At 72.8% G+C, this 24,667-nt stretch carries 20 protein-coding genes and 2 pseudogenes; 14 read left to right on the forward strand and 8 right to left on the reverse strand.

Annotated elements, in window-relative coordinates:
• The first annotated feature begins 21 nt into the window (after window positions 1-21).
• From IPK81_14160 to IPK81_14190, 7 genes and pseudogenes are all read left to right on the forward strand, one after another.
• Window positions 22-1,194 carry an efflux RND transporter periplasmic adaptor subunit gene (locus IPK81_14160; protein QQS10776.1) on the forward strand — a complete coding sequence of 391 codons (1,173 nt, stop codon included), beginning with the start codon at window positions 22-24 and terminating at the stop codon, window positions 1,192-1,194.
• Window positions 1,191-3,131 (forward strand): MacB family efflux pump subunit, encoded by a 1,941-nt coding sequence (gene macB, locus IPK81_14165; GenBank protein ID QQS10777.1) that lies wholly within the window; start codon window positions 1,191-1,193, stop codon window positions 3,129-3,131. Before IPK81_14160 ends, macB begins: the two co-directional genes overlap by 4 nt.
• Before the next feature lie 333 nt (window positions 3,132-3,464).
• Window positions 3,465-4,856, forward strand: a complete 1,392-nt coding sequence (locus IPK81_14170) for an efflux transporter outer membrane subunit (GenBank protein ID QQS10778.1) — start codon at window positions 3,465-3,467, stop codon at window positions 4,854-4,856.
• A gap of 177 nt (window positions 4,857-5,033) precedes the next feature.
• Window positions 5,034-6,491 carry an L-lactate permease gene (locus tag IPK81_14175; GenBank protein QQS10779.1) on the forward strand — a complete coding sequence of 486 codons (1,458 nt, stop codon included), beginning with the start codon at window positions 5,034-5,036 and terminating at the stop codon, window positions 6,489-6,491.
• A gap of 150 nt (window positions 6,492-6,641) precedes the next feature.
• Window positions 6,642-7,505 (forward strand): annotated as a pseudogene (locus IPK81_14180) (NAD(P)-dependent oxidoreductase).
• Between the two features lie 41 nt (window positions 7,506-7,546).
• Complete coding sequence (locus IPK81_14185; GenBank protein ID QQS10780.1) at window positions 7,547-8,746, forward strand: MFS transporter; 1,200 nt, start codon at window positions 7,547-7,549, stop codon at window positions 8,744-8,746.
• Window positions 8,747-8,766: 20 nt separating this feature from the next.
• Window positions 8,767-9,396 carry a glutathione S-transferase gene (locus IPK81_14190; GenBank protein QQS10781.1) on the forward strand — a complete coding sequence of 210 codons (630 nt, stop codon included), beginning with the start codon at window positions 8,767-8,769 and terminating at the stop codon, window positions 9,394-9,396.
• A 13-nt stretch (window positions 9,397-9,409) separates the two neighbouring features.
• On the opposite strand, the gene IPK81_14195 is transcribed toward IPK81_14190, so the two are convergent.
• Window positions 9,410-9,610, reverse strand: a complete 201-nt coding sequence (locus IPK81_14195) for a hypothetical protein (GenBank protein ID QQS10782.1) — start codon at window positions 9,608-9,610, stop codon at window positions 9,410-9,412.
• 317 nt (window positions 9,611-9,927) lie between these two features.
• Here IPK81_14195 and IPK81_14200 point away from each other — a divergent pair, with 317 nt between their 5' ends.
• Genes IPK81_14200 through IPK81_14210 form a run of 3 tightly spaced genes read left to right on the forward strand, consistent with a single transcriptional unit; the run spans window position 9,928 to window position 11,674 of the window.
• Window positions 9,928-10,671 carry a creatininase family protein gene (locus IPK81_14200; GenBank protein ID QQS10783.1) on the forward strand — a complete coding sequence of 248 codons (744 nt, stop codon included), beginning with the start codon at window positions 9,928-9,930 and terminating at the stop codon, window positions 10,669-10,671.
• Window positions 10,672-10,682: 11 nt separating this feature from the next.
• Window positions 10,683-11,069 carry a nuclear transport factor 2 family protein gene (locus IPK81_14205; GenBank protein QQS10784.1) on the forward strand — a complete coding sequence of 129 codons (387 nt, stop codon included), beginning with the start codon at window positions 10,683-10,685 and terminating at the stop codon, window positions 11,067-11,069.
• A complete protein-coding gene (locus tag IPK81_14210) occupies window positions 11,066-11,674 on the forward strand; it encodes an NUDIX hydrolase (protein QQS10785.1) in 609 nt (202 codons plus the stop codon). Before IPK81_14205 ends, IPK81_14210 begins: the two co-directional genes overlap by 4 nt.
• A gap of 168 nt (window positions 11,675-11,842) precedes the next feature.
• Here the strand turns inward: IPK81_14210 and IPK81_14215 are convergent, their stop codons facing one another.
• Genes IPK81_14215 through tsaD form a run of 6 tightly spaced genes read right to left on the reverse strand, consistent with a single transcriptional unit; the run spans window position 11,843 to window position 17,006 of the window.
• Window positions 11,843-12,748 (reverse strand): DMT family transporter, encoded by a 906-nt coding sequence (locus IPK81_14215; GenBank protein ID QQS10786.1) that lies wholly within the window; start codon window positions 12,746-12,748, stop codon window positions 11,843-11,845.
• On the reverse strand, window positions 12,745-13,158 hold the full coding sequence (locus IPK81_14220; GenBank protein QQS10787.1) for an EVE domain-containing protein: 414 nt from the start codon (window positions 13,156-13,158) through the stop codon (window positions 12,745-12,747). The genes IPK81_14215 and IPK81_14220 overlap by 4 nt, the downstream gene beginning before the upstream one ends.
• Before the next feature lies 1 nt (window position 13,159).
• The gene (locus tag IPK81_14225) at window positions 13,160-14,170 is read right to left on the reverse strand and encodes an NAD(P)-dependent glycerol-3-phosphate dehydrogenase (protein QQS10788.1); all 1,011 of its coding nucleotides are present in this window, start codon (window positions 14,168-14,170) and stop codon (window positions 13,160-13,162) included.
• Window positions 14,171-14,190: 20 nt separating this feature from the next.
• Window positions 14,191-15,264, reverse strand: a complete 1,074-nt coding sequence (locus tag IPK81_14230; protein ID QQS10789.1) for a 2OG-Fe(II) oxygenase — start codon at window positions 15,262-15,264, stop codon at window positions 14,191-14,193.
• Window positions 15,261-15,902, reverse strand: coding sequence for a 2OG-Fe(II) oxygenase (locus IPK81_14235; GenBank protein ID QQS10790.1), 642 nt, complete (start codon window positions 15,900-15,902; stop codon window positions 15,261-15,263). The genes IPK81_14230 and IPK81_14235 overlap by 4 nt, the downstream gene beginning before the upstream one ends.
• A gap of 9 nt (window positions 15,903-15,911) precedes the next feature.
• A complete protein-coding gene (gene tsaD / locus IPK81_14240; GenBank protein QQS10791.1) occupies window positions 15,912-17,006 on the reverse strand; it encodes a tRNA (adenosine(37)-N6)-threonylcarbamoyltransferase complex transferase subunit TsaD in 1,095 nt (364 codons plus the stop codon).
• A gap of 95 nt (window positions 17,007-17,101) precedes the next feature.
• Here tsaD and hemC point away from each other — a divergent pair, with 95 nt between their 5' ends.
• From hemC to IPK81_14255, 3 genes are all read left to right on the forward strand, one after another.
• Window positions 17,102-18,037, forward strand: coding sequence for a hydroxymethylbilane synthase (hemC, locus tag IPK81_14245; protein ID QQS10792.1), 936 nt, complete (start codon window positions 17,102-17,104; stop codon window positions 18,035-18,037).
• 15 nt (window positions 18,038-18,052) lie between these two features.
• Window positions 18,053-20,320 carry a uroporphyrinogen-III synthase gene (locus IPK81_14250; GenBank protein ID QQS10793.1) on the forward strand — a complete coding sequence of 756 codons (2,268 nt, stop codon included), beginning with the start codon at window positions 18,053-18,055 and terminating at the stop codon, window positions 20,318-20,320.
• A 184-nt stretch (window positions 20,321-20,504) separates the two neighbouring features.
• Entirely contained in the window at window positions 20,505-21,914 is a 1,410-nt protein-coding gene (locus IPK81_14255; GenBank protein QQS10794.1) for a tetratricopeptide repeat protein, read from the forward strand.
• 106 nt (window positions 21,915-22,020) lie between these two features.
• Here IPK81_14255 and IPK81_14260 read toward each other — a convergent pair whose 3' ends face one another.
• Window positions 22,021-22,968, reverse strand: a complete 948-nt coding sequence (locus tag IPK81_14260; protein QQS10795.1) for an alpha/beta hydrolase — start codon at window positions 22,966-22,968, stop codon at window positions 22,021-22,023.
• A 277-nt stretch (window positions 22,969-23,245) separates the two neighbouring features.
• On the opposite strand from IPK81_14260, the pseudogene IPK81_14265 reads away from it, so the two are divergent.
• A pseudogene (locus IPK81_14265) lies at window positions 23,246-24,662 on the forward strand (DUF1254 domain-containing protein).
• The last annotated feature ends 5 nt before the right edge of the window (window positions 24,663-24,667 follow it).

Consider the following 24,667-nt stretch of genomic DNA (forward strand, 5'->3'; position numbering starts at 1 on the left):
CAACCCCGTGATCCCGCCGCCATGTCCCGCCGCAACGCCATCGTCCTGATCGCCGCGATCGCCGTGGTCGCCGCCGCCGTCGGCGGCTGGACGCTGTGGCCGGGCTCCAGTGGCCCCGGCCGCGCCGCACCCATCACCCAGAAGGTCGTGATCGGCGACGTCGAGGACACCGTGGCGGCGGTGGGCGTGCTCCAGCCGCTGGAATACGTCGACGTCGGCACCCAGGTGTCCGGCCAGCTCCAGCGCATCTTCGTCGAGCCCGGGTCCAAGGTCGAGAAGGGCAAGCTGCTGGCCCAGATCGACCCCACGGTCTACCAGTCGCGGGTCAACGCCAACGAGGCGCAGCTCCTGAACCTGCGCGCCCAGCTCTCCGACAAGCGGGCCCAGAAGATCCTCGCCGACCAGCAGCTCAAGCGGCAGCGCGAGCTGCTGGCGGCGCGCGCCACCAGCCAGGACGCCTACGACATCGCCGACGCCAACGTGAAGATCGCGGAGGCGCAGATCGGCATGGTCGAGGCGCAGATCAAGCAGACCGAGTCGACCCTCAGCGGCGACCGCGCCAACCTCGAGTACACCAAGATCTACGCGCCAATGGCCGGCACGGTGGTCAACATCCTCGCCAAGCAGGGCCAGACGCTGAACGCCAACCAGCAGGCGCCGATCATCCTGCGCATCGCCGACCTCGACACGATGACGGTGTGGACCCAGGTGTCCGAGGCCGACGTGCCGCGGCTGAAGATCGGCATGACGGCGTATTTCACGACGCTGGGCCGGCCCGACCGCCGGCGCTCCGGCAAGCTGCGCCAGATCATGCCCACGCCGCAGGTGGTCAACAGCGTCGTGCTCTACGATTCGCTGTTCGACGCGCCCAACCCCGAGGCCGACCTGCTGCCGCAGATGAGCGCCCAGGTGTTCTTCGTGGTCGGCGACGCCAAGAAGGTGCCCGTCGTGCCGGTGGTGGCGCTGCGCTCGGTGCGCGGCGCCGCCGGCGCCCCCCGCACCTGGCGCGTGCGCGTGCTGGAGAACGGCAAGATCGTCGACCGCCCGGTCGAGGTCGGCGTCACCAACCGCGTCTCGGCCGAGATCAAATCCGGCCTCAAGGTGGGCGAGGAAGTGGTGATCGGCGAGGCGACGACGCCCACGCGCACGATCGCGCCGCAGCCCGGCGGCGGCCAGCGGACGCCGCGGCTATGACCGCGACGCCGATCATCGAGCTGCGCGGCATCACCAAGACCTTCGTGCGCGGCGACATCGCGACCGAGGTGCTGCACGGCATCTCGCTGACGATCAACGCCGGCGAGTTCGCCGCCATCATGGGGCCGTCCGGCTGCGGCAAGTCGACCCTGATGAACCTGATCGGCATGCTCGACCGGCCGACCACGGGCAGCTACCTGTTCAACGGCCGCGAGGTCTCCGAGCTCGACGGCGACGACCGCGCCGTGCTGCGCCGGGAGGCGTTCGGCTTCATCTTCCAGCAGTACAACCTGCTCGCCACCGCGACCGCGACCGAGAACGTCGAGGTGCCGGCCGTCTACGCCGGCCTGCCGCGCGAGACGCGGCTGGCGCGGGCGCGCGAGATCCTGACGACGCTCGGACTCGGCGATCGGCTCGACCACCGGCCCAGCCAGCTCTCGGGCGGCCAGCAGCAGCGCGTGTCGATCGCGCGGGCGCTGATGAACGGCGGCTCGGTGATCCTGGCCGACGAGCCGACCGGCGCGCTCGACAGCAAGAGCGGCGTCGAGGTCATGAAGCTGCTGACCTCGCTCAACGAGGCCGGCCACACCGTGCTGCTGATCACCCACGATTCCGACGTCGCCAGGCAGGCGCGCCGCGTGATCGAGATCCGCGACGGCGACATCGTCAACGACAGCGGCGCCATGCCGGCGGTGTCGGCGACCACGGTGCCGGCGTCGCGCCCGTCGCGCGGCTCGACCGTGCTGCCCGACATGGTCGAGGCCGGCAAGATGGCGCTCCGCGCGCTGCGCGCCAATCTGATGCGCACCCTGCTGACCCTGCTCGGCATCATCATCGGCGTCGCCTCGGTGGTGGCGATGCTGGCGATCGGCGACGGCGCCAAGAAGCAGGTGCTCGACCGCATCACCGCGATGGGCACCAACCTGCTGCTGATCCGCCCCGGCGCGCCCAACGTGCGCCAGTCCGGCGGCCTGACCGCGACCCTGGTGGCGGCCGACGCCACCGCGATCGCCGACCTGCCCAACGTCGCCGCCGCCGTGCCGGAGTTCCCCGGCAGCGTGACGGCGCGCTACCTGAACCGCGACTACGTCACCCAGGCCGACGCCACGACGGCGCAGTTCCCGCAGGCGCGCGACTGGCCGGTCGCCAGCGGCGCGTTCTTCAGCGACGAGGACGTGACGCGCTTCGCCGCCGTCACGGTGCTCGGCCAGACCGTGGCCAGGGCGCTGTTCCCCGGCGGCGAGAATCCGATCGGCGCCTACGTGCTGGTCAACAACGTGCCGTTCCAGGTGATCGGCGTGATGGCGGCCAAGGGCGCCTCGCCGTTCGGCAGCGACCAGGACGACATCATGTTCACGCCGCTGACCACCGGCAGCCTGCGGCTGTTCGGCCAGCGCTACGTGCGGTCGATCACCGTGCAGGTCGAGGACGTCTCGCGCATCGACGCCACCCAGGAGGCGATCCGCCGCCTGCTGATCGACCGCCACCGGGCGGAGGATTTCCAGATCCGCAACATGGCGTCGATCCTCGAGACCGCGACCGAGACGCAGAACACGCTGACGCTGCTGCTGGGCTCGATCGCGGCGATCTCGCTGCTGGTCGGCGGCATCGGCGTGATGAACATCATGCTGGTCAGCGTCACCGAGCGCACGCGCGAGATCGGCATCCGCATGGCCACCGGCGCGCGCCGCTTCAACATCCTGCTGCAGTTCAACACCGAGGCGCTGGCGGTGTGCGCGCTGGGCGGCGTGATCGGCGTGCTGGTCGGGCTCGGCACCGCCGGCGCCTTCGTGGCGTTCGGACGGCCGGTGGTGTTCTCGGCCGGGCCGGTGCTGCTGGCGTTCGGCTGCGCCACCGCCACCGGCCTGCTGTTCGGCTACCTGCCGGCGCGCAAGGCCGCGATGCTCGACCCCGTCGTCGCCCTGGCGGCGGATTGAGGCGGCGGATGTCCGGCATGGTCGGCCAGTTCGGGTGGCGACGCCTATTCCCTCTCCGCCACGGAGTGGGGGAGAGGGCGGGGCCCGCGCCGAAGGCGCGGGAGGGTGAGGTGGTCGTGGTGTCGGTCGTGGCGGTGATCGAAACGCGACGTGCGTCGATACCGGGCATCGACGACTCGACGGCGACCCACCTCACCCCGACCCTCTCCCCCCGCAAGCGGGCGGAGAGGGAGGATGACGCGGGAGCGTATGCTGTCCGCCTCCACACGATTTCAAGCCGCCCCGTCGTCGCGTCCGCCTTCCCTTCCTCCACGTCACATGTTGAATCCTGACATGCGCCGCGCCCGTTTCCTCGCATCAGCCGCGTCGGCCGTCCTGGTCGGCGGCTGCTCGCTGCTGGGTCCCGCCTACAAGGCCGGGAAGGTCGACACGCCGGAGCGCTGGCAGTGGGGCGCCGCGGGCGCCGGCGAATGGCCCGATCCGGCGTGGTGGCGCGGCTTCGGCAGCGCCGAGCTCGACCGGCTCCAGGGCGAGGCCGTCGCCGGCAACCGCGATCTGCGCGCCGCCGTGGCGCGTGTCGCCCAGGCCGAGGCGCAGGCGAAGATCGCCGGCGCCGCGCTGCTGCCGACGCTGGGTGCCGACGCTTCGGTGTCGCGCGTCTCGCAGTCGACCTCGCGCGGCCGGGCCGCGACCACGACCTACGGCGTCGGCCTGACGGCCGGCTACCAGATCGACCTGTTCGGCGCCAACGCCGCGGCGGCCGGCGCGGCGCGCACGCGCGTCGAGGCCAGCCGCTACGACCGCGAGACCGTGGCGCTGACCGTCAACGCCGGCGTCGCCGCGACCTACTTCCAGCTTCTGGCGCTGCGCGACCGCACGCGGTTCGCGACCGCCTCGCTGGCGGCCGCGACGCGGCTGCTCCAGCTGCTCGAGGAGCAGCGGCGCATCGGCACGACGTCCGACCTCGAGGTGGCGCAGCAGCGGGCCTCGGTCGCCTCGCAGCGCGCCTCGATCCCGGCGCTGGTGCAGGCCGAGCGCGAGACGCTGGCGGCGCTGGCGCTGCTGCTCGGCCGCGCGCCGCAGGGCTTCACCGCCGACGGCCGCGACCTGTCGACCCTGCGCCCGCCGCCGGTGGTGTCCGGAATCCCGTCCGAGCTGCTGCAGCGCCGCCCCGACATCCGGCGTGCCGAGGCCGACCTGCGGGCGGCGAATTTCGACATCGCGCAGGCGCGCGCGGCGCGCTTCCCGCGCATCCAGCTGACCGCCGACGCCGGCTCGAGCAGCGCGGCCCTGTCCAACCTGTTCAACCCCAGCGGCTTCCTCTACGCGCTCGCCGCCGGCCTGGTGGCGCCGATCTTCGAGGGCGGCCGGCTGAAGGGGCAGGAGAAGCTGAGCCAGGCGCGCTACGAGGAGCTGGTCCAGAGCTACCACAACGCCATCCTCTCGGCGTTCCGCGACGTCGACAACGCGCTGAGCGGCGTCGAACAGTTCCGTCAGCAGCTCGTGTTCGAGCGCGAGGCCCGCGCCCACGCGCGCGACGCCTACCGTCTGGCCGAGCTGCGCTACCGTGCCGGCTCGGTCGACTTCCTGACCGTGCTCGTGACGCAGCGGGCCGTGCTTCAGAGCGAGGACGCGGTGGTGCTCGCCGAGCTGGCGCAGGCTGGCGCGCTGGTCGATCTCTACAAGGCGCTGGGCGGCGGCTGGAGCGGCGCGCTAGCGCAGTAGCGCGGCGGCGGCCGGATTGTACCGGGACAAATCCGCGCTTCGCGATCCCCCCGCAGCGGGCTATCGCGGTGCGCCACGCTTCGACGGCCGCCGAACCATCACGTCCGCGCGGCCGGCTAGAAGCGTGGCCTGCCGCGTCGGCGCGCCGCCGACGCCCGTGGAGCGCCGTTCCGTCCGATGCCGCCGATCCTCGCCGCCACGCCGCTGCTGATCGTCATCGCGCTGCTCGCCAGCGGCCGCGTCGGCGCGCTGGTGGCGGGCGCCGCCGGACTCGCCGCCACCGTCGCCGCCATCGTCCTGTCGCCGCCGGCCGGCGCGGCGCTGGGCGGTTTCCTCGCGCATCACGGCGCGGTCGGCGCCTGGCTGGCGTGGCAGGTCGTCGCCATCGTGGTCGGCGGCGTGTTCTTCCACCGCTGCGTCCAGAGCCGGGCGCGGATTGCCGACGCGGCGGGCGCGACGCCGACGCCGGCCGACACCCACCGCCAGCTCTACTTCATCGCCTTTCTGCTCGGGCCGTTCGCGGAGTCGGTCACCGGATTCGGCGTCGGCACCATCGTGGCGCTGGCGGCGATCGCTCGGCTCGGGTTGGGCGGATTGCCGGCGCTGACCTTCGCGCTCTACAGCCAGAGCTTCGTGCCGTGGGGCGCGCTGGCGGTCGGCACCACCGTCGGGGGATTGCTGGCGGGGATCACGCCGACCGATCTCGGGCTGCGCTGCGCGCTGCTCCAGGCGCCGATCCATCTTGGCTACCTGCTGCTGTTCTGGCGGTATTGCGCGCAGGCCGGATCGCCGCTGGACTGGCGCCGCCGCCTCGACGACCTCGCGTGGACGGCGTCGGCGGTGGCCGGCGTGTGGGCTGCCCACGCCATCGTCGATGTCGAGATCGCGGGTGCCGCGCCGCTGGGCGCGCTGGTGGCGCTGCGCTGGTGGCGCGACGCCCGGCCGGACGGCGCCAGGATCGCCTCGGCGGCGCTGGGGGCGGCGCCGTACATCGCGCTGACGCTGGCGTTGCTGGCGACGCGCATCGTCGCGCCGTTGCAGGCGGCGCTGAAGACGCTGGCGGCATGGCGGCCGCTCGACGGCCAGCCGGCCTTCGCGCCGTTCTACGCGCCGGGCTTCTGGCTGGTGGCCGTCGGCGTCGCGACGCTGGTCGCCGCCCGCGCCGCGCCGGCGCCGGTGCTGCGCGCCACGGCCGCCGCGGCGTGGCGGCCGTCGGTGGTGACGCTGCTGTTCGTCGTCATGGCCGCCTACTACGTCGCCGGCGGCATGGCGGCGGCGATCGCCGACGCGCTGCATCGCGCTGCGGGCGATTCGGCGGCGTTCGGCGCGCCGTTCTTCGCCGCGCTGGGCGGCTTCCTCACCGGCAGCGGCGCGGCCTCCAACGCCATGCTGATGCCGATGCAGACCGCGCTGGCCGGCGAGGCGCGGCTCGACCGCGCCTGGATGGCGGCGGTGCAGAACGGCGTCACCGCCAACCTCACCATGCTGTCGCCGATCCGCGTGTCGATGGGCGTGGCGCTGCTGGCGCTGGCCGGCGGCGAGAGCGCCGCCTACCGCCGCGTCTGGCCGCTTGCGCTGCCGCCACTGCTCGCCGGCCTCGCCGCCGTCGGTCTGCTGCTGGCGACGCGCGGGTGACGGCGCGACGCGGCGGCAAAACCGTTGTTCCGCCATCCGCGCAATGGCGCGGGCGGGCCGGCGGCCGCGCGATTCCATCGCGGCGGGAAATCCTCTAGGGTGCGGCGCTTCGCGGATCGGGCCGGAACGGCGCAGGAGATGGACATGGCGAACGTCGCGTTTCTCGGACTTGGCGTGATGGGCTATCCGATGGCCGGGCACCTCGCGGCCAAGGGGCACACGGTCACCGTCTACAACCGCACCTTCGCCAAGGCGGAGAAGTGGACGGCGCAGCACAAGGGCGACGCCAAGCGCACGCCGCGCGAGGCCGCCGCCGGCAAGGACATCGTGTTCTGCTGCGTCGGCAACGACGACGACCTGCGCGGCGTCATGCTGGGCGCCGACGGCGCGCTGGCCGGCATGAAGTCCGGCGCCATCGTCGTCGACAACACCACCGCCTCGGCCGACGTCGCGCGCGAGCTGCACGCGCTGGCCGCCAAGAGCGGGATCGCGTTCATCGACGCGCCGGTGTCGGGCGGCCAGGCCGGCGCCGAGAACGGCCAGCTCACGGTGATGTGCGGCGGCGACCAGGCGGCGTTCGACAAGGCCAAGCCGGTGGTCGACGCCTTCGCCAAGGCGGTGACGCTGATCGGGCCGCCGGGCGCCGGCCAGCTCACCAAGATGATGAACCAGATCTGCATCGCCGGCATCGTGCAGGGCCTCTCCGAGGCGGTGGCGCTGGGCATGCGCGCCGGGCTCGACATGGAGAAGGCGATGGGCGCCATCTCGAAGGGCGCCGCCCAGAGCTGGCAGATGGAGAACCGCTGGCAGAACATGGTCGCCGGCAAGTTCGACTACGGCTTCGCCGTCGACTGGATGCGCAAGGATCTCGGCATCTGCCTCGACGAGGCCAAGCGCAACGGCGCGCGCCTGCCGCTGACGGCGCTGGTCGACCAGTTCTACGGCACCGTGCAGCTGCGCGGCGGCAAGCGCTGGGACACCTCGAGCCTGATCCATCTGCTCAACAACCCCTGAGGCCGGCGCGCCGCGACCGGCGCTCCGCCCGCGAGACCGCCATGACACGCGCCCGCCCGCTGGCGATCGTCGTCTTCAGCGCCGCCTGCGTCCTGCTGATCGGCATGGGCCTGCGGCAGGCGTTCGGCCTGTTCCTGCCGCGCATGACCGTCGATCTCGGCATGTCGCGTGAGATGTTCGGCTTCGGCGTGGCGTTGCAGAATATCCTTTGGGGTATCGGCGCCCTCCCGGCCGGTGTTCTGGCCGATCTCTACGGCTCGGCCCGGGTCGCGGCGACCTGCGCACTGCTCTACGTGGGAGGTCTGGTCCTGATGGCCCTTGCCGATGGGCCCGCACTCTATATCGGTGGTAGCATCCTGCTCGGCATCGGTCTTGGTGGCGTTAGCTTCAGCGTCGTGATGAGCGCCGTCGGCAAGGCGGCGCCGCCGGAATCCCGAGTAACAATGCTCGCTTGGGTCGGATTCGGCGGCGCCATCGGCCAGTTCTTGGCGATTCCCCTGACTCATGCGTTGATCGCTGGCCTCGACTGGCGCTTGGCGATGGCGGTGTGCGCTGCATTGTCGGCGATCATGCTGCCGCTGACCGCCGGGATCGCCGGGGTGAGGGGCGACAATGCTGACGGCGCCCAACCGTCACAGACGCTTCGCGAAGCGTTGCGGGAGGCGTTTTCAACCCCGAGCTACGTGCTGTTGACGATCGGCTTCTTCGTCTGCGGTTTCCAGCTCGCCTCGATCACGACGCATCTGCCGGCCTATCTCGTCGACCTCCGCCTGCCGGCGTCGCTTGGCGCCGTCGCGCTGATGATCATCGGACTGGCCAACATCGCCGGCAATTTCGCCGCCGGGTGGCTGGCGGGCCGCTTCGAGAAGCGCGCGATCCTGGCCGCGCTCTACGCGATCCGCGGCGTCAGCATGGTGGCCTTCCTGCTCATGCCGCCGTCGGCGTTCAGCGTCTCCGTCTTCGCGCTCGGCATGGGTGTGACCTGGCTGGCGACCGTGCCGCTGACCGGCGGGCTGGTGGCGACGTTCTTCGGCCCCGCCTTCATGTCGACGCTCTACGGCATCGTGTTTTTCAGCCATCAGCTCGGCGGCTTCTTCGGCGCCTGGCTGGCGGGCGCGCTGTACGACCGCACCGGCTCGTACTCGCTGGTGTGGTGGAGCAGCGCGGCGCTGGCGTTCATCGCCGCGGCGATGCACTGGGCGATCGTCGAGCGGCCGGCGGCGCGCCCCGCCCACGCCTGAACGCCCTCGGAGGTCCGGCCATGTTCACGCTCTACGGACACCGCGGCTGGGGTTCGGTCCTGATCGAGGCCCAGTTCGCCTGGTACGGCACGCCGTTCGAGTTCGTGGACGTCGGCAACCTGTTCAAGCAGCCCGAGGCGCGCGGCCGTCTGGTGGACGTCAATCCGCTCGCGCAGGTACCGACCCTCGTGCTGCCGGACGGCTCGATCATGACGGAGAGCGCGGCGATCACGCTGTTCCTCGCCGATTCGGCGCCGGCCGGACGCGCGCTGGTGCCGTCGCCCGGCGATCCGGCGCGGCCCGCCTTCCTGCGCTGGCTCGTGTTCCTCGTCGCCAACGTCTACCCGACCTTCACCTACATCGATGTGCCCGACCGCTTCGTCGCCGATCCGACCGGAGTGAAGGAGCTGACGGAGCGCGTGTCGGCCTATCGCGACACGTTGTGGCGGCAGGTCGAGACCGCCGTCGGCGCGCCGTGGTTCCTCGGCGCGCGCTTCTCGGCGCTGGATATCTATCTCGAGGTGATGACGCGCTGGACGCCCAAGCGCGGCTGGTTCGAGGCGAACACGCCGAAAATCCACGCGGCGGCCGCTGCCGTCGACCGCGTGCCCGAACTGGTGCCGGTGTGGGAGAGGAACTACCGCGGCTGAGCGCCGCGCCGCGTCAGCGGATCTGCAGCATCAACGCGACGCAGGCGCCGATCATGGCGACGAAGCCCACCAGCTCGACATAGTGGCGTGGCGAATGCTGGAACCGCCGCGTGAAACGCTGGCCCTGGTAGCGCAGTTCGTCGATGACCCGCGCGCCCAAGGACGGCTCCGGCATCACTTCGCTGCGCGAGGTGGAGTTCGGTACGTCGGTCATGGTCTCTGAGTCCCCGGCCTCGTCGATCCGCCGGACACCCCTCCGCCGGACCGAGGAAACATGCATGTGATAAGCACATGAACGCCGTCGCGACGCCAGAGTTACGTAGGTTCGATGGCGAATATATGGCGTTGCGAAATCGATCGCAGATTTCACTTCAACTCCGGAGTCGCCGCCACAACCACCGAAAGGAATCCTGTTTCAATCGGATAGGAACGAATTCTCATGTGCGATGGGAATTGCGGTCGAACGCCCTTGCGGAGCACGGCGCCGTCCGTCCATGGTCCGCGTCGAGCGAATTCACGAGGATGTGGGCGATGAGATTGCAGCTGGCGACCTGGCCGGAGGTGGAGACCTATCTCAAGACGTCGACGGCGATCATCATTCCGATCGGCTCGACCGAGCAGCACGGGCCCAACGGCCTGATCGGCACCGACGCGCTGACGGCGGAGTTCATCGCCCAGGGCGCCGGCGACAAGGCCGGCGCGCTGGTGGCGCCGACCATCTCCGTCGGCATGGCGCAGCATCACCTCGACTTCCCCGGCTCGATGACCCTGCGGCCCTCGACCCTGATCGCGGTCGTGCGCGACACCGTCGAGTCGCTGGTGCGACATGGCTTCACGCGCTTCTTCTTCGTCAACGGCCATGGCGGCAACATCGCCACGGTGACCGCGGCGTTCTCCGAGATATACGCCGAGCGCTCGCTGACGCGCGGGTCGAACGCGCCGTCGGTGAAATGCAGGCTGCGCAACTGGTGGGAGGGCTCCGGCGTCAAGGCGCTGTCGCGCGAGCTCTACGGCGCGTCCGAGGGCAGCCACGCCACGCCCAGCGAGGTGTCGCTGACCTTCCACATGTTCCCCGACAAGGAGCGCAAGGTGCCGATGTCGCCGGAGGTGGCGCCGAACGGCTCGTTCGCCGACGCCGAGGACTACCGTCGCAACTTCCCGGACGGCCGCATCGGCTCGAATCCGAACCTGTCGACGGCGGCGCACGGCAAACGCATCTACGACGTGGCGGTCGAGGAGGTGGCGCGCGACTACCTCGCCTTCGCCGCGAGCTGAGGGAGGCACGCATGACTCCGACCGCCGCCGAGCGCGACGCGATCTTCAAGGCCTTCGGCCGCGCCTTCTTCCGCCAGGACCTCGACGCGATGTACGAGGTGGTGGCGCCGGACTTCGTCTGGACGGTGCCCGCGGGCGACGCCGTGCGCACGCTCGACAGCCGCGACAAGATCGCGGCGTTCTTCGAGGAGCGTCGCGAGACCGTGTCGGACATGCGCTTCGGCGACGTGGTGTTCCACCACGCGCCCGAGGCGACGTTCATGACCTACCGCATGAGCGGCACCGACAAGGCGACCGGCAAGGCGTTCGCCTTCGTCGGCGTCGAGCGCTACACGTTCCGCGACGGTAGGCTGACGGCCAAGGACGTCTACAGCCGCCCGGCGCCGGTCGCGGCGTGACGGAGACGTCGCCGCGCGATCCCGCGGCGCGGATTCCGGGGATCATCCAGCGCTATCTCGCGCGGTTTCCGGCCGAGAAGGCGCGTCTGACGCCGCTGCTCGACCGCATGGCGCAGCCCGACGCGCTGTTCGAGCGCGGCTCGATGTCCGGCCACGTCACCGGCAGCGGGTTCGTCGTCGATCCGAAGCGCGGCGTGATGCTGCTGATCCACCACCGCGCGCTCGACCGCTGGTTCCAGCCCGGCGGCCACGTCGATCCCGGCGAGACGCCGAAGGACGGCGCCGCGCGCGAGATCTGGGAGGAGACCGGCTTGACGCGGTTCACGCCCAGCGACTGGGCCGGCGATCCGTCGCTGCCGCTCGACATCGATCCGCACTGGATCCCCGCCAACGACAAGCGCGGCGAGAAACGCCACTACCATTTCGACTTCCGCTACCTGTTCGTCGCCGACTCGACGCAGAAGCTGACGGCGCAGGAGGGCGAGGTCCGCGACGTGCGCTGGACGCCGTTCGACCATCTGACCCGCGACGATCCCGACGGCGTCTGGAAGATCGTCGTCGCCAAGCTCCACGCCGCGCTGCGGTGGCAATCGGGCACGGCCTGAGCGGCGCTGCGCGTGCGTTCGGCGCGGAGGCCGTTCCACAGCCATTCTAGGCGCGGCGATCTGCGACGTGTCTTCCCTTCTTCCCTGTCATCGGGGGAGAAGGGAAGAGAATGCGGCATAGGCGATAGCGCTGCCCCACCAGCGGGTGGCGAGGGCAACGCCGCGCCGTCAACCGCCGGCCGCCCGCGCGCGGACGCGTTCCCGGTGCAGGATGTAGAGGCCCGCGCCGACGAGCAGGGCGCTGCCGGCCAGCGCCGGCCCGTCCGGCACGTGCCGCCAGACGACGAGGTCGATCGCCAGCGCGGCCAGCAGGCCGGTGTAGCGGAACGACCCCGTCACCGACAGCTCGCCGGCGCGCATCGCCACCGTCACGCCGTAGTAGCCGCCGGCGAGGAACACCGAGGCGGCGGCCAGCAGGGTGATCTGGCCGATCGTCATCGGCCGCCAGCCTTCGACCGTGGCCCAGACGCAACCGACGGCCGTCACCATCACCGCCGTCGACAGGGTGACGACGATCGAGGGGATGGCGGCCGCGATGCGGCGGGTGAAGATGTCGCGCAACGCCAGCAGGAAGGTGGCGCCGAGGCACAGCAGCGCCCAGCCGTCGAACGCGCCGGGCAGCGGCCGCACCACCAGCAGCACGCCGACGAAGCCCGCGCCGACCGCGCTCCAGCGGCGCCAGCCCACGCTCTCGCCCAGCACCAGCGCCGCCAGCGCGCAGATCACCAGCGGCGCCGCCATGTTGATGGCGGTGGCGTTGGCCAGCGGAAGATGGAACAGCGCGAAGAGGTACGAGAACGTGCCGATGGTGTCGAACAGGGCGCGCGCGGCGACGTTGGGTTCGGCGAGATGGCGCAGCGCGCGGCCGTGGCCGCCGGCCAGCACCACCGCCATCACGAACGCGGTTGCGAACAGCCCGCGCACCGCGATCGCCTGGGCCGCCGGCATCGACTCGCTGGCCAGCTTGATCAGCGAGTCGTTGACGATGAACGCCGCCATCGCCAGCGCCATGTAGACGATGCCGCGGCGGTTGGCGGCCGCCAGCGCGACGGCCGTCGAGACGGCCGGCGTCACGCCGTGGTGCCGCCCATCTTCAGCATCAGCGCCCAGTGCGCGTCGCTCACCGGCACCACCGACAGGCGCGACTGGCGCACAAGCGCCAGCTCCTTCAGCTTCGGCTCGGCCTTGATCGCCGCCAGCGTCACGGGGGTCTTGAGCGGCTTCACGGGTTCGATGTCGACCATGCCGAACTTGCCGCTCTCGTCGGTGTGGTCGGGATAGTACTCCTTCACCACCCGCGCGATGCCGACGATCTCCAGCCCCTCGTTGGAATGGTAGAAGAACGCCAGATCGCCCTTGCGCATCGCCTTCAGGTTGGCGGCGGCCTGATGGTTGCGCACGCCGCTCCAGAAGGTGCGCTTGTCCTTGACCAGCGCGGCCCACGGGTAGACCGAGGGCTCGGACTTCACCAGCCAGAAGGCCATCTCACTCCCCTTCGCCCTTGAGCGGCCGCGCCAGCAGCGCGCGGATCGTCGCGTCGACGTCGGCGCCATCATGCAGCACGTCGGCGACCGCGGTACAGATCGGCATGTCGACGCCCCGCGCGCGCGCCAGCTCGCGCAGCGCCGGCGCGGTGTGGAAACCCTCCGCCACGCTGGTCTTGCCGGCGAGGAAGTCGGCGGCGCGCGCGCCGGCGCCGACCGCGACGCCCAGCGCATGGTTGCGCGACAGCCTCCCGCCGCAGGTCAGGACGAGGTCGCCCAGCCCGGCCAGTCCCGCCATGGTCTCGAGGCGCGCGCCCAGCGCGGCGCCCAGCCGCGCCATCTCCGCGAAACCGCGGGTGATCAGCGCGGCGCGGGCGTTGTCGCCCAGACGTTTGCCGTCGACGATGCCGCAGGCGATGGCCAGCACGTTCTTGACCGCGCCGCCCAGCGCCACCCCCGCGACGTCGTCGGTCCAGTACGGCCGGAAGGTCGCCGTGCGCAGCGCCCGCGCCAGCGCTTCGCCCAGCGCCGCGTCGCGGCACGCCAGCGTCACCGCCGTCGGCAGGCCGCGGGCGACCTCCTCGGCGAAGCTCGGGCCCGACAGCAACGCCACGGGATGTCCGGGCAACGCCTCGGTCGCTATGTCCGCCACGCCGCGCCCGGTGGTCCGCTCGATGCCCTTGGCGCAGACCACGACCGGCGCGCCGGGCCGCAGGCTGGGCGCCAGCAGCGTGGCGATGGCGCGCGTCGCCTGCGCGGGCGACGCCAGCAGGACCGCGCCGCACGCCGTCAGCGCGGCGGGATCGGCGGTGACCGCGATCGCGGCGTCGACGACGTGGCCCGGCAGATAGCCGGCGTTGACGCGCGTCCTGGCGATCGCGTCGGCGACTTCGCCGCGGCGCGCCCACAGGACCGTGTCGCGGCCGGCGCGGTGCGCGGTGATCGCCAGCGCCGTGCCCCAGGCGCCGGCGCCGACGACGCCGACGCGCTGGAAGGTCCCGGAGGTGGCCATCGTCGATGGTATCCGGCCGCTCAGCCGGGCTTCGGCGTCGCGGGTCCGCGGTCGCGGAAGAACGTCGTCAGCACGAAGCGGCGGCCCGAGGTCACCGGCAGCGCCTCGTGCAGCAGCGAGCACGAGAAGATCGCGGCGGCGCCGGCGCCGGGCCGGAAGCGCGTCGGGCCGTACTCGGGGAAAACCAGCTCGCCGCCCTCGAAGCCCTCGTTGAGGTTGAGCGAGACGGCGAAGGCGCGGTCGGCCGACTGCGGCGTGTTGTTGTCGCGGTGGGCGCCGAAGAAATGCCGCGCCTCGGCCGCGTAGGAGATGATGACCGGCGCGTCGAAGCCGAACTGCCGGTCCCAGCCGAACCCCTTGGCCAGTTCCGGCCCGACGCGGTAGGCGAGGCGGTCGAAGATCTGCCGGACGAACGCCGGATCGGTGACGATGTGGTCCTCGGTCTGCTTGCGGCTGGCCGACACGACGTTGCCGTAGCGGCTGGCGACGCCGCCGTCGCCGCGCTCGCCGGCGTGCCACAGCTCGATCAGCGCGGCGCGGAACTCCGGTTCGAACACCCGCGGCAGGATCATCACGGGCGCGGCCGAGCCGACGTGCAGCGAGTCCGCCGGCCGCTCGGCGCGCGCCAGCGCCACCGCGTCGCGCATGCCCGCCCGGATGGCGTCCATCGACATGCCGGCGAACTGCGCCACCAGCCGCTGGTTGGCGTCGAGAAGCATCACGCGGCGGTCGTGGACCGCCGCGGCCGACGCGCCCTGCGCCGCGTCGGGCGCCAGCATCGGCCGCAGGAAGCGGCGGTCGGGATCGCACAGCGTGAACACCGCCTCGCCGCCGAGGCCCGCCTCGGCCAGCGCGACGCCGGCCACCGCCGGCGGGGCGCCGACCACCACCGCGCAGGTCGCGCCCAGACCGCGCGCCGCCGCGACGATGTCGGCCATCCTCGAGTCGATGGCGCGGCCGTCGGCCAGCGCCAGCAGCGCGACCGGCTCGCCCTGGAACGCCCACAACAATTTGCGCGGCCTGCCCTCGACGTCCGGCAGCTGCAGGTCCGGCACGCGGTCGCCGGCGCGGAACGGGAAGAACATGCCGCTCATGCCGGCAGGCTCAGGTTGAAGGCGATGGAGATGCGCGCCGCGGCGCCCGTATAGGGCCGCACGGCGTGCAGAATCCACGAGGGGAACATCACCATGCGTCCGGCCACCGGCGGCACGGTCTCGCAGGCGCCGATCGACTGGCCGCCGGGCACCGCGAAGGCGAGATGTGGCGCGTACATCGCCGGCGCCGGCCCGCGCGGGTCCATGAACTCCAACGCGCCGCCCAGCGTCGGATCGTCGGCGATGCCGCCGTCCTCGACGTAGTAGACGCCGGACCAGAAGCTGCCGGGATGGCAGTGGAACTCGTTGCCGTGGCCGGCGCGGTTGACGTTGGCCCAGATGTTGGCGCGCCACGGGACCACCACCGGCCGGCCCTGGCGGTCGCAGGTCGTGCGTCCGGCCACCTCGCGCGCCACGTCGAGCAGGCGCGCCGCCGCCGGTCCACCCCAGCTGTCCATGTCCCAGCTCGACTGCCAGCCGCCGAGGTTGCTGTGCTGGGTCGACGGGACGGCCTTCTCGCGCTCGAGGATCGTGGCGCGCAGCGCGGCGTTGAGCGCCGCCGCGTCGGGCAGCTCGACGATCGCGACCGGCGTCGCGAACAGCGGGGCGAGGTCGACGCGCGGCTGGTTGGACGTCATCGGTGGAATCTACACCTTTACGCCGGCGCCGACACCGCTTCTTCCGATCGCCGCGCGCGCCGAAGGGTCGAGCGGCCAGCGCGGACGCGGCGCGAAATCCAGCCCGTCGACCGAGCCGAGCCGCAGCCGCTCGACGGCCGCCCACGCCACCATCGCAGCGTTGTCGGTGCACAGCGCCGGCGGCGGCGCCACCAGCCGCGCGCCGCGGTCGTCGCACATCGCGCCCAGCGCCGCGCGCAGATGCGCGTTCGAGGCCACGCCGCCGGCGACCACCAGCGGCACCGGCGGGCCGGCGTCGGACCACGCCACGCGCGCGCGGAACATCGCCAGCGCGTTGCCGCAGCGGTCGACCAGCGTCTCGCCGACCGCCCGCTGGAAGCTGGCGCAGAGATCGGCGGTGGCGTGCGGATCGTCCGGCGCGACTCCCGCCGCCGCCAGCCGCACAGCCGTCTTCAATCCGGAGAACGAGAAATCGCAGCCCGGCTTGCGCCACATCGGCCGCGGCAGGTCGAAACGCCGGGGATCGCCGCCGCGCGCGGCGCGCTCCACCGCCGGCCCGCCGGGAAAGCCGAGGCCCAGCAGCTTGGCGGTCTTGTCGAACGCCTCGCCGACGGCGTCGTCGATGGTCGTGCCCAGCCGCGCGTAGCGGCCGACGCCCTCGACCGCCAGAAGCTGGCAGTGTCCGCCCGAAACGAGCAGCAGCAGGTAGGGGAAATCCAGCGGCTCGACCAGCCGCGCCGTCAGCGCGTGCGCCTCCAGATGGTTGACCGCGACGAACGGTTTGGCGTGCGCCAGCGCGATCGCCTTGGCGGTCATCACGCCGACCACGACGCCGCCGATCAGCCCGGGCCCGCCGGTGACGCCGACGCCATCGAGATCGGCGAAGCCGGTTCCGGCCTCGTCGAGCGCGCGGCGCACCAGCCCGTCGAGGCGCTCGAGATGGGCGCGCGCCGCCAGCTCGGGCACCACGCCGCCGAACGGCGCGTGCTCGCGGATCTGCGAATGCACGACGTTGGCGCGGATATGGCCGGGCCCCTCGGGGCCGGCCTCGACCACCGCCACCGCCGTCTCGTCGCAGCTCGTCTCGATGCCCAGGACCAGCATGCCACCTCGAATCGGGCGCGTTACGCCCGCGTTCTATCCGCCGGCGCGTCGGATCGCCACTTTTCCCGCCCGCGGCGGAACGCTACACCCGTCCCATGACCGCCACCCCCTTCCGGATCGGCACCCGCGGCAGCCCGCTGGCGCTGGCGCAGGCCCATATGACGCGCGACGCGCTGGTCGCGGCGCATCCCGCGCTGGCCGCGCCCGGCGCCGTCGAGATCGTCGTCGTGCGCACCACCGGCGACGCCGTGCAGGACCGCCGCCTGTCGGAGATCGGCGGCAAGGGCCTGTTCACCAAGGAGATCGAGGACCAGCTCGTCGCCGGGACCGTCGATATCGGCGTGCACAGCAGCAAGGACATGCCGCCGCGCCTGCCCGACGGTCTGACGCTGGCGGCCTTCCTGCCGCGCGAGGATGCGCGCGACGCGCTGATCGCGCCCGCCGGCGCGCGCACCATCGCCGAGCTGCCCCGGGGCGCCACCGTCGCCACCGTGGCGCTGCGCCGCCAGGCGCTGCTGCTGCACCGGCGCCCCGATCTGCGCGTGGTCGCGATCCGCGGCAACGTCGACACCCGGCTGCGCAAGCTCGACGAGGGCGTGGCGCAGGCGCTGATCCTGGCGCGCGCCGGACTGAACCGGCTCGACAAGCGCGACCTCGGCGCCGCGATCCCGGCCGGCGACATGCTGCCGGCGGTCGGGCAGGGCGCGGTATGCGTGGAGTGCCGCGCGGGCGACGCGCGCGCGCTGGCGCTGCTGGCCGCCATCAACCACGCTCCGACCGATATGTGCGTGCGCGCCGAGATGGCGATGCTGCGCGTGCTCGACGGCTCCTGCCGCACGCCGATCGCCGGCCACGCCACCCTGCTCGACGGCGGCGGCGCGATGTGGCTGCGCGCGCTGGTGGCGCGCCCCGACGGCAGCGAGGTGATCGCGACCGAACGGCGCGGGCCGGCGCCGACCGGCGAGGCGATGGGCATCGACGCCGGCGAGGAGCTGCGCCGCCGCGCCGGGCCGGATTTCTTCGCCACCTGAGCGGCGGGGGCGGCGATGCTGGTCCTCGTCACCCGCCCCGAGGCCGAGGCGCGCGCCTTCGCGGAGACGCTGGCGGCGCGCGGCCACACGGCGCTGCTGGCGCCGATGCTGCGGATCGAGTCGCGTAAACCGCCGGCGGGGTTCGTCGAGCGGCTGAAGTCGGCGCAGGCGGTGCTGCTGACCAGCGCCAACGGCGCCCGCGCGCTGGCCGGGCTGACCGTGGCGCGCGACCTGCCGGTGCTGGCGGTGGGGCCCGCCACCACCCATATCGCCGGAGGGCTGGGCTTCACCGACGTCCGGTCGGCCGATGGCGATTCGGACGCGCTGGTGGCGCTGGCGCGGGAGTCGCTGTCGCCGGACAAGGGCGCGCTGCTGCATGTCGGCGGCGCGGCGCGGGCCGGCGACGTCGCGGGCGCGCTGCGCGCCGCCGGCTTCGAGGTGGTCGAGGCCGCGCTCTACGACGCGCGGCTGGCCGACTCGCTGCCCGACGACGTGGTGCGCGCGATCGCCGATGGCGCGGTCGACGCCGTGACGTTTTTTTCGCCGCGCACGGCGCGCGCGTTTGTTAGTCTGGCCGGACGGGCCGGAATCGACGGCGGCCTCGCCGGCTCGGTGGTGGTGGCGATCAGCCCGGCGGCGCTGGCGGCGGCCGCTGGACCGCCCTGGCGGTCGCGGATCGCGGCGCGGACGCCGACGCAGGGTGGAATTCTGGCGGCGCTCGACTCGATCGCCGCGACGCAGGGAAAAGGGTCGGCGATGAGCGACGACACCGGCAGGACGGCGAGACGCGAAGGCGCCACGATCACGGACGTCGACGTGTCGCGCGACGACGACCCGAAGCCCGCGTCCAGCGAGGCGCGGCCGGCCGCCGTGGTCCAGCCGCGCCGCGGCATGGGCGTGGTCGGCACCTTCATCGTCGGCTTGATCGCCGCGGCGGTCGTCGTCGGTGGCGCCGGCGTGGCCTACATGGCGCAGCCCGAGGCGGTGCGCGCGCTGCTCGGCCACGCGCCCAAGCCGGCGGCGCCGACCGTGTCGCCCGAGGCGCTGGCCGCCGCGCTCAAGCCGCTCGACGAGCGTCTGGCGAAGCTGGAGACGCGGACCGGCGCCGTCGAGAGCCAGGGCGAGATGGCGCGCGCGCGCATCGAGGCGCGATTCGCCGACCAGGAGAAGCGCGTCGCGGCGCTGGCCGAGGCGGCGGCGGCGCGGCAGACCGCGACGCCGGCGCGTCAGCCGGCCGTCGACATCGCGCCGCTGCAGGCCGAGCTCGCGCGCGGGCAGCGCGACCTCGCGGCGTTGCGCGCCGAGCTGGCGACGCTGAAGGCGCAGCAAGAGACGACGGCCGCCGCGGTCAAAGGCATGGCGGAGCGTCCGGCGGCGGTCGCGGCCGCGCCGTCGACCTCCGGCGCGCCCGCGACCACGTCCGCGCCGGTCGATGTCGCCGACGCCCAGCGGCAGATCGCGGCGCTGGTCGAGCGTCTCGACCGGTTGGAGAAGCGCGACGCGCAGACCGCCGGCGCGCTGGCCAACGCCGTCGACCGCGCCGCCGTCGCGCGCGAGATCGCCGAGGCCGAGGCCCGTCTGCGCGAGCAGATCGCGAGGGGCGGTGGGGACACGTCCGGCGCGCGCGAGGCCGCCGCCCGCGCCGCCGAGCGTCTGGCCGCGATCGAGAAGGAGGTCGCCTCCCGCCTCGACGCGTTCGGCAAGGACGTCGCGCGCCGCGGCGACGAGGGCAAACGCGTCGCCGAGGGCGGCCGCGCGGCGGCCGTGATCGGCATCGCCGCCCGCATGCGCCAGGCGATCGAGGCCGAGGGGCCGTTCGCGACCGACCTCGATCTGCTGAGGCCGCTGGCGGCCGACGATCCGGAGATCGCCAAGGCGATCGCCGAGCTGGCGCCGCTGGCCGCCACCGGCGTCGCCGCCCGCCGCGCGCTGGCCGCCGAGTTCCCCGACGTGGCGCGCCGCGTCGTCGCGGCCGACCTCGCCGACGATTCGCTCGGCGAGCGTCTTCTCGGCAAGCTGCGCCAGCTCGTCACCATCCGCCGCGTCGGCGACGACGCCAAGGGCGCGACGCCGGAGGCCATCGTGGCCCGCGCCGAGGCGGCGCTGGCGGCCGGCGACGTCGCCAAGGCGGTCGCCGAGATCCGCGCGCTGAAGGGTCCGCCGGCCGATCCCGCCCGCGCCTGGCTGGCCCGCGCCGAGGCGCGTCTGGCCGCCCAGGGCAGCGTCGACCGGCTCAGCCTCCATGGCGTCGGCCTCCTCTCCCGCGCCGGGGTGGCGAAGTGATGGGTTCGCCGTCGTCCGTCGTCCGGTGGAGAGGAAGCCCCTCAGCCGCCCCTTCGGGGCACCTTCTCCCCCTCGTCAGGGGGAGAAGGGAAGACGCCTCTCCTTCCTTCTCCCCCGTCATCGGGGGAGAAGGTGCCCGAAGGGCGGATGAGGGGCTTCTTCATTCCCGCCTGGAACCGCGCGCATGACCTTGATGCGCACGCTGGGATGGTTCGCGCTGCTGCTGGTGGCGATGGGGCTGGCCGTGGCGCTGGCCGAGCGGCCGGGGCAGGTGACGATCGAATGGTACGGCTGGCGGCTGGACACCAGCGTCGGCGTGCTGATCGCCTTCGCCATCGCGCTGGCGGCGCTGGCGGTGCTGGTGTGGGGCCTGTGGCGCCGCCTCGCCGGCGCGCCGGGCGCGCTGTTCGGTTTCTGGGGCGAGAGCCGCCGCCGCAAGGGCTACCGCGCGCTGAGCGAGGGCATGGTCGCGGTCGCGGCCGGCGACGCCGCCGAGGCCAGGCATCTGGCGGTGGTCGCCGAGAAGCTGGTCGACGAGCCGTCGCTGACCCTGCTGCTGTCGGCCCAGGCCGCCCAGCTCGCCGGCGACAAGGACGCCGCGCGCAGGCACTTCAACGCCATGCTCGACGATCCGCGCATGGCCTTCCTGGGTCTGCGCGGGCTGGTGATGCAGTCGCTCAAGGACGGCGACGCGACGCAGGCGCTGGCCTACGCCGAGAAGGCGTTCCAGAAGCGGCCCGACACGCCGTGGGTGGTGCGCTCGCTGTTCGACATGCAGGCCCGCGCCGGCAAGTGGCGCGAGGCGCAGGAGACCCTGCAGGCCGGGGTCAAGCGCAAGGTGGTCGACGCCGAGCGCGGCCGCGCCTTGAACGCGCTGCTGCTGGTCGAGCGCAGCCGCGCCGCCGAGCGCGGCGGCGTCGACGAGGACGCCTTCGACCACGCGCGCTCGGCGCTGGCGCTGGCGCCGGAGCGCTTCGCGGTCGCCTACCGCTTCGCCGAGCTCAGTCTGAAGCGCGGCGATCCCAGGCGCGCCGCGCGCACGATCGAGAAGGCGTGGGCCACCACGCCGCATCCGGATCTGGCGCAGCTCTACCTCGCCGCCTCGGGCGACAAGGATCCGCTCAAGCGCGTGCAGGCGCTGGCGCGGCTGGCGGCCAACCATCCCGACGAGGTCGAGAGCCATCTGGCGCAGGCGCGGGAATGCCTCGAGGCGCGGCTTTGGGGCGAGGCGCGCCGCCATCTCGCCGCCGCCGGCGCCGAGCGTCCCGAGGCGCCGACGCGGGTCTGCCGCCTGATGGCCGATCTCGAGGAGCAGGAATACGGCGACGGCGAGAAGGTGCGGCGCTGGCTGGCGCGCGCCGCCGACGCGCCGGCCGACCGGCAATGGCGCTGCCGCAACTGCGGCGGCGCGCATGACCGCTGGCAGTCGATCTGCGATTCCTGCGCCGCCTTCGGCACGCTGGAATGGCGCCAGCCGCCGCCCAGCCCGCAGGCCGTCAAGATCGCCGCCGCGACGGACGTGCTGAAGCTCCAGCCCAAGCAGGAGGTCCTCCCGCCCGAGCCGGAGCCCGCGCCGGAGAAGGCGAAGACATAGCGCAAACGCCCTCTCCGCCGCGCAGCGGGGGAGAGGCCGAAGGCGTCGCCACCCGAGGTGTTTGAGTTGCCATGGCTTCTCGGCGGCGAGGGCTTTGAGGCGATCCCTACCTTCCGCCCAGAAAGGCCCGCACCTCCGCCGCCGTCGCGTCGGCGGCCTCCTCCATCGGCATGTGGCCGACCTTCGGATAGACCACGAGCCGGCTGCCGGGGATGTCGCCGCGCAGGCGTTCGCCGTCGCGCGGCGGCACCCAGCGGTCGGCGGCGCCCCACAACAGCAAGGTCGGCACGGCGACCTCGCGCACCGGCGACGGATCGAGCCGCGGCATCGTGCGGGCGCGGCGGAGCTGCGCGCCGCGGTTGCCCTCGCGCCGCAGCAGCTCGGCGTAGCGCGTCGCGGCGGCGGGATCGACGCGCCACGACGGATCGTACAACCCGCCGAACGCCGCGATCATCGTGGCGTCGTCGCGCAGCCCGGCGGCGATCTCGCCGACCACCGGCGCGCGCAGCCAGCGCGCGCGCAACGACGGCGGCGCGTCCGGCGGATAGGCCGAGCCGGCGACGAGGACGAGATGCGTCAGCTCCGGCGGACGCCGCGCCGCGTAGGTCCACGCCGCCGCGCCGCCCAGCGAGTGCCCGGCCAGCGCGAAGCGCTCCAGCTTCAGCGTGGCGGCCAGCGCGGCGATGAAATCGGCGTTGGCGGCCAACCCGTAATCGTCGCGCGGCCACGGGCCGGTGAGGCCGTGGCCGGGCATGTCGACGGAGACCACGCGCATCGAGCCGCGCAGCCGCGCCGCCCACGGCTCCCAGACGTGCAGCGACAACGTGGCGCCGTGGATCAGCACCAACGCCGGCGCGTCGCGCGGCCCCTCGTCGCGGACATGCGCGCGCGCGCCCGCGATCTCGACGAAGCGCGAGGCCGGGCCGGCATACTTCATCTCCAGCGCGGCGGGCGGTAGTTCCGGCGTCCAGCGCGTGGCGAGAGTCCCCGCGCCGACCGCCGCCGCGCCGGCGACGAGGCCGAGCAGGATCGACAAGGCGCGGCGCCGGGACATGCACGCTCCATCCATCGGGGGTTCGCGTAGGGAAGATCACTGCGCCGACGCGGCGCGCCGGGCAAGCCACCACGACCGCGCCGCTTCCGCCCGCGGCGCGGCCGCGATCGGGCCGCCACGACCTTCGCGCGCGCGCGACGTCCGGCTGGAAGCGCCGGACCTGGCCGTCTATTGTGGGCGGCGCCGCGGGCGGACGCCCGCGGGATGGTCGACATCGGACGGACGCCGCGCGGATCGCGCGCGATCTCGCCGTTCCGGGAGCGGGAGGCTGGGGATCATGAAAACCACCACACGGCGCGGCGTCGCCGGCGCGTTGGCGCTGCTGCCGGCGTTCGGCATCGGATCGGCGCGCGCCCAGGCGGGCGTCACCGCGGCGGAAGCCCGCGCCATCGCCAAGGAGGCCTACATCTACGGCTATCCGATGGTCGACGGCTACCGCATCAACTACGCGTTCTGGCTGCTCCCCGGAAACCCCGAGTACAAGGCGCCCCTCAACACGCTGGTGAGTTTGGCGCGCCTGTTCACGCCGGCCGACACCGCGGTGCAGACGCCGAACTCGGACACGCCGTATTCCTTCTTCGGCGCCGATATCCGCGCCGAGCCGATCGTGCTGACCGTGCCGGAGATCGAGAAGGAACGGTACTACTCGATCCAGCTGGTCGACGCCTACACGCACAACTTCGCGTACATCGGTAGCCGCGCCACCGGCAACGGCGCCGGCAACTATCTCGTGACCGGCCCGGGGTGGAAGGGCGAGAAGCCGCCGGGGATCACGGCGGTGATCCCGTGCGAGACCGATCTCATGCTGGGCATCTACCGCACCCAGCTTTTCAACCCCGGCGACATGGAGGCCGTCAAGAAGGTCCAGGCCGGCTACCGGATGCGGCCGCTCAGCGCGTTCCTCGGCAAGGCCGCGCCGCCGGCCCCGCCCAAGGTCGACTACATCAGGCCCTACGCGCCGGCGGCGCAAAAGACGTCGCTGGAGATGTTCAAGGTCCTGAACTTCGTCCTGACGTTCTGCCCCCACCGTGCCGTCGGAGACGGAGCTGATGGCGCGGTTCGCCAGGATCGGCGTCGGCGCGGGCAAGGTGTTCGACGCCGACAAGCTGCCGCCGGAGATCAAGCGGGCCATCGAGGAGGGCGTCGCCGACGCGTGGAAGACGTACGACGACTTCAAGCGCGCCGAGGTCGACACCGGTAAGGTCGCCTCCGGCGACATGTTCGGCACGCGCGCCTTCCTGCGGAACAACTACCTCTACCGCATGGCCGCGGCGATCGCCGGGATCTACGGCAACTCGAAGGCGGAGGCGATGTATCCGCTCTACGCCGTCGACGCCGCCGGGGCGAAGCTCGACGCCGCGACGAACCGCTACGCCCTGCGCTTCGCGCCGGGCCAGCTGCCGCCGGTGAACGCGTTCTGGTCGCTGACGATGTACGACATGCCGGCGCAGCTGCTGGTCGCGAATCCGATCAACCGCTACCTTCTCAACTCGCCGATGCTGCCGTCGTTCAAGCGCGACGCCGACGGCGGCTTGACCCTCCACATCCAGAACGAATCGCCCGGCAAGGACAGGGAGGCCAACTGGCTGCCGGCGCCGAAGGGGCCGTTCTTCATGGCGATGCGCCTCTACTGGCCGAAGGCCGAGGCGCTCGACGGCAAGTGGACCGCGCCGAAAGTGGAGCGGGTGACGTAGGCGCG

It is taken from the genome of Rhodospirillales bacterium (assembly GCA_016699855.1).
GTDB lineage: Bacteria > Pseudomonadota > Alphaproteobacteria > Reyranellales > Reyranellaceae.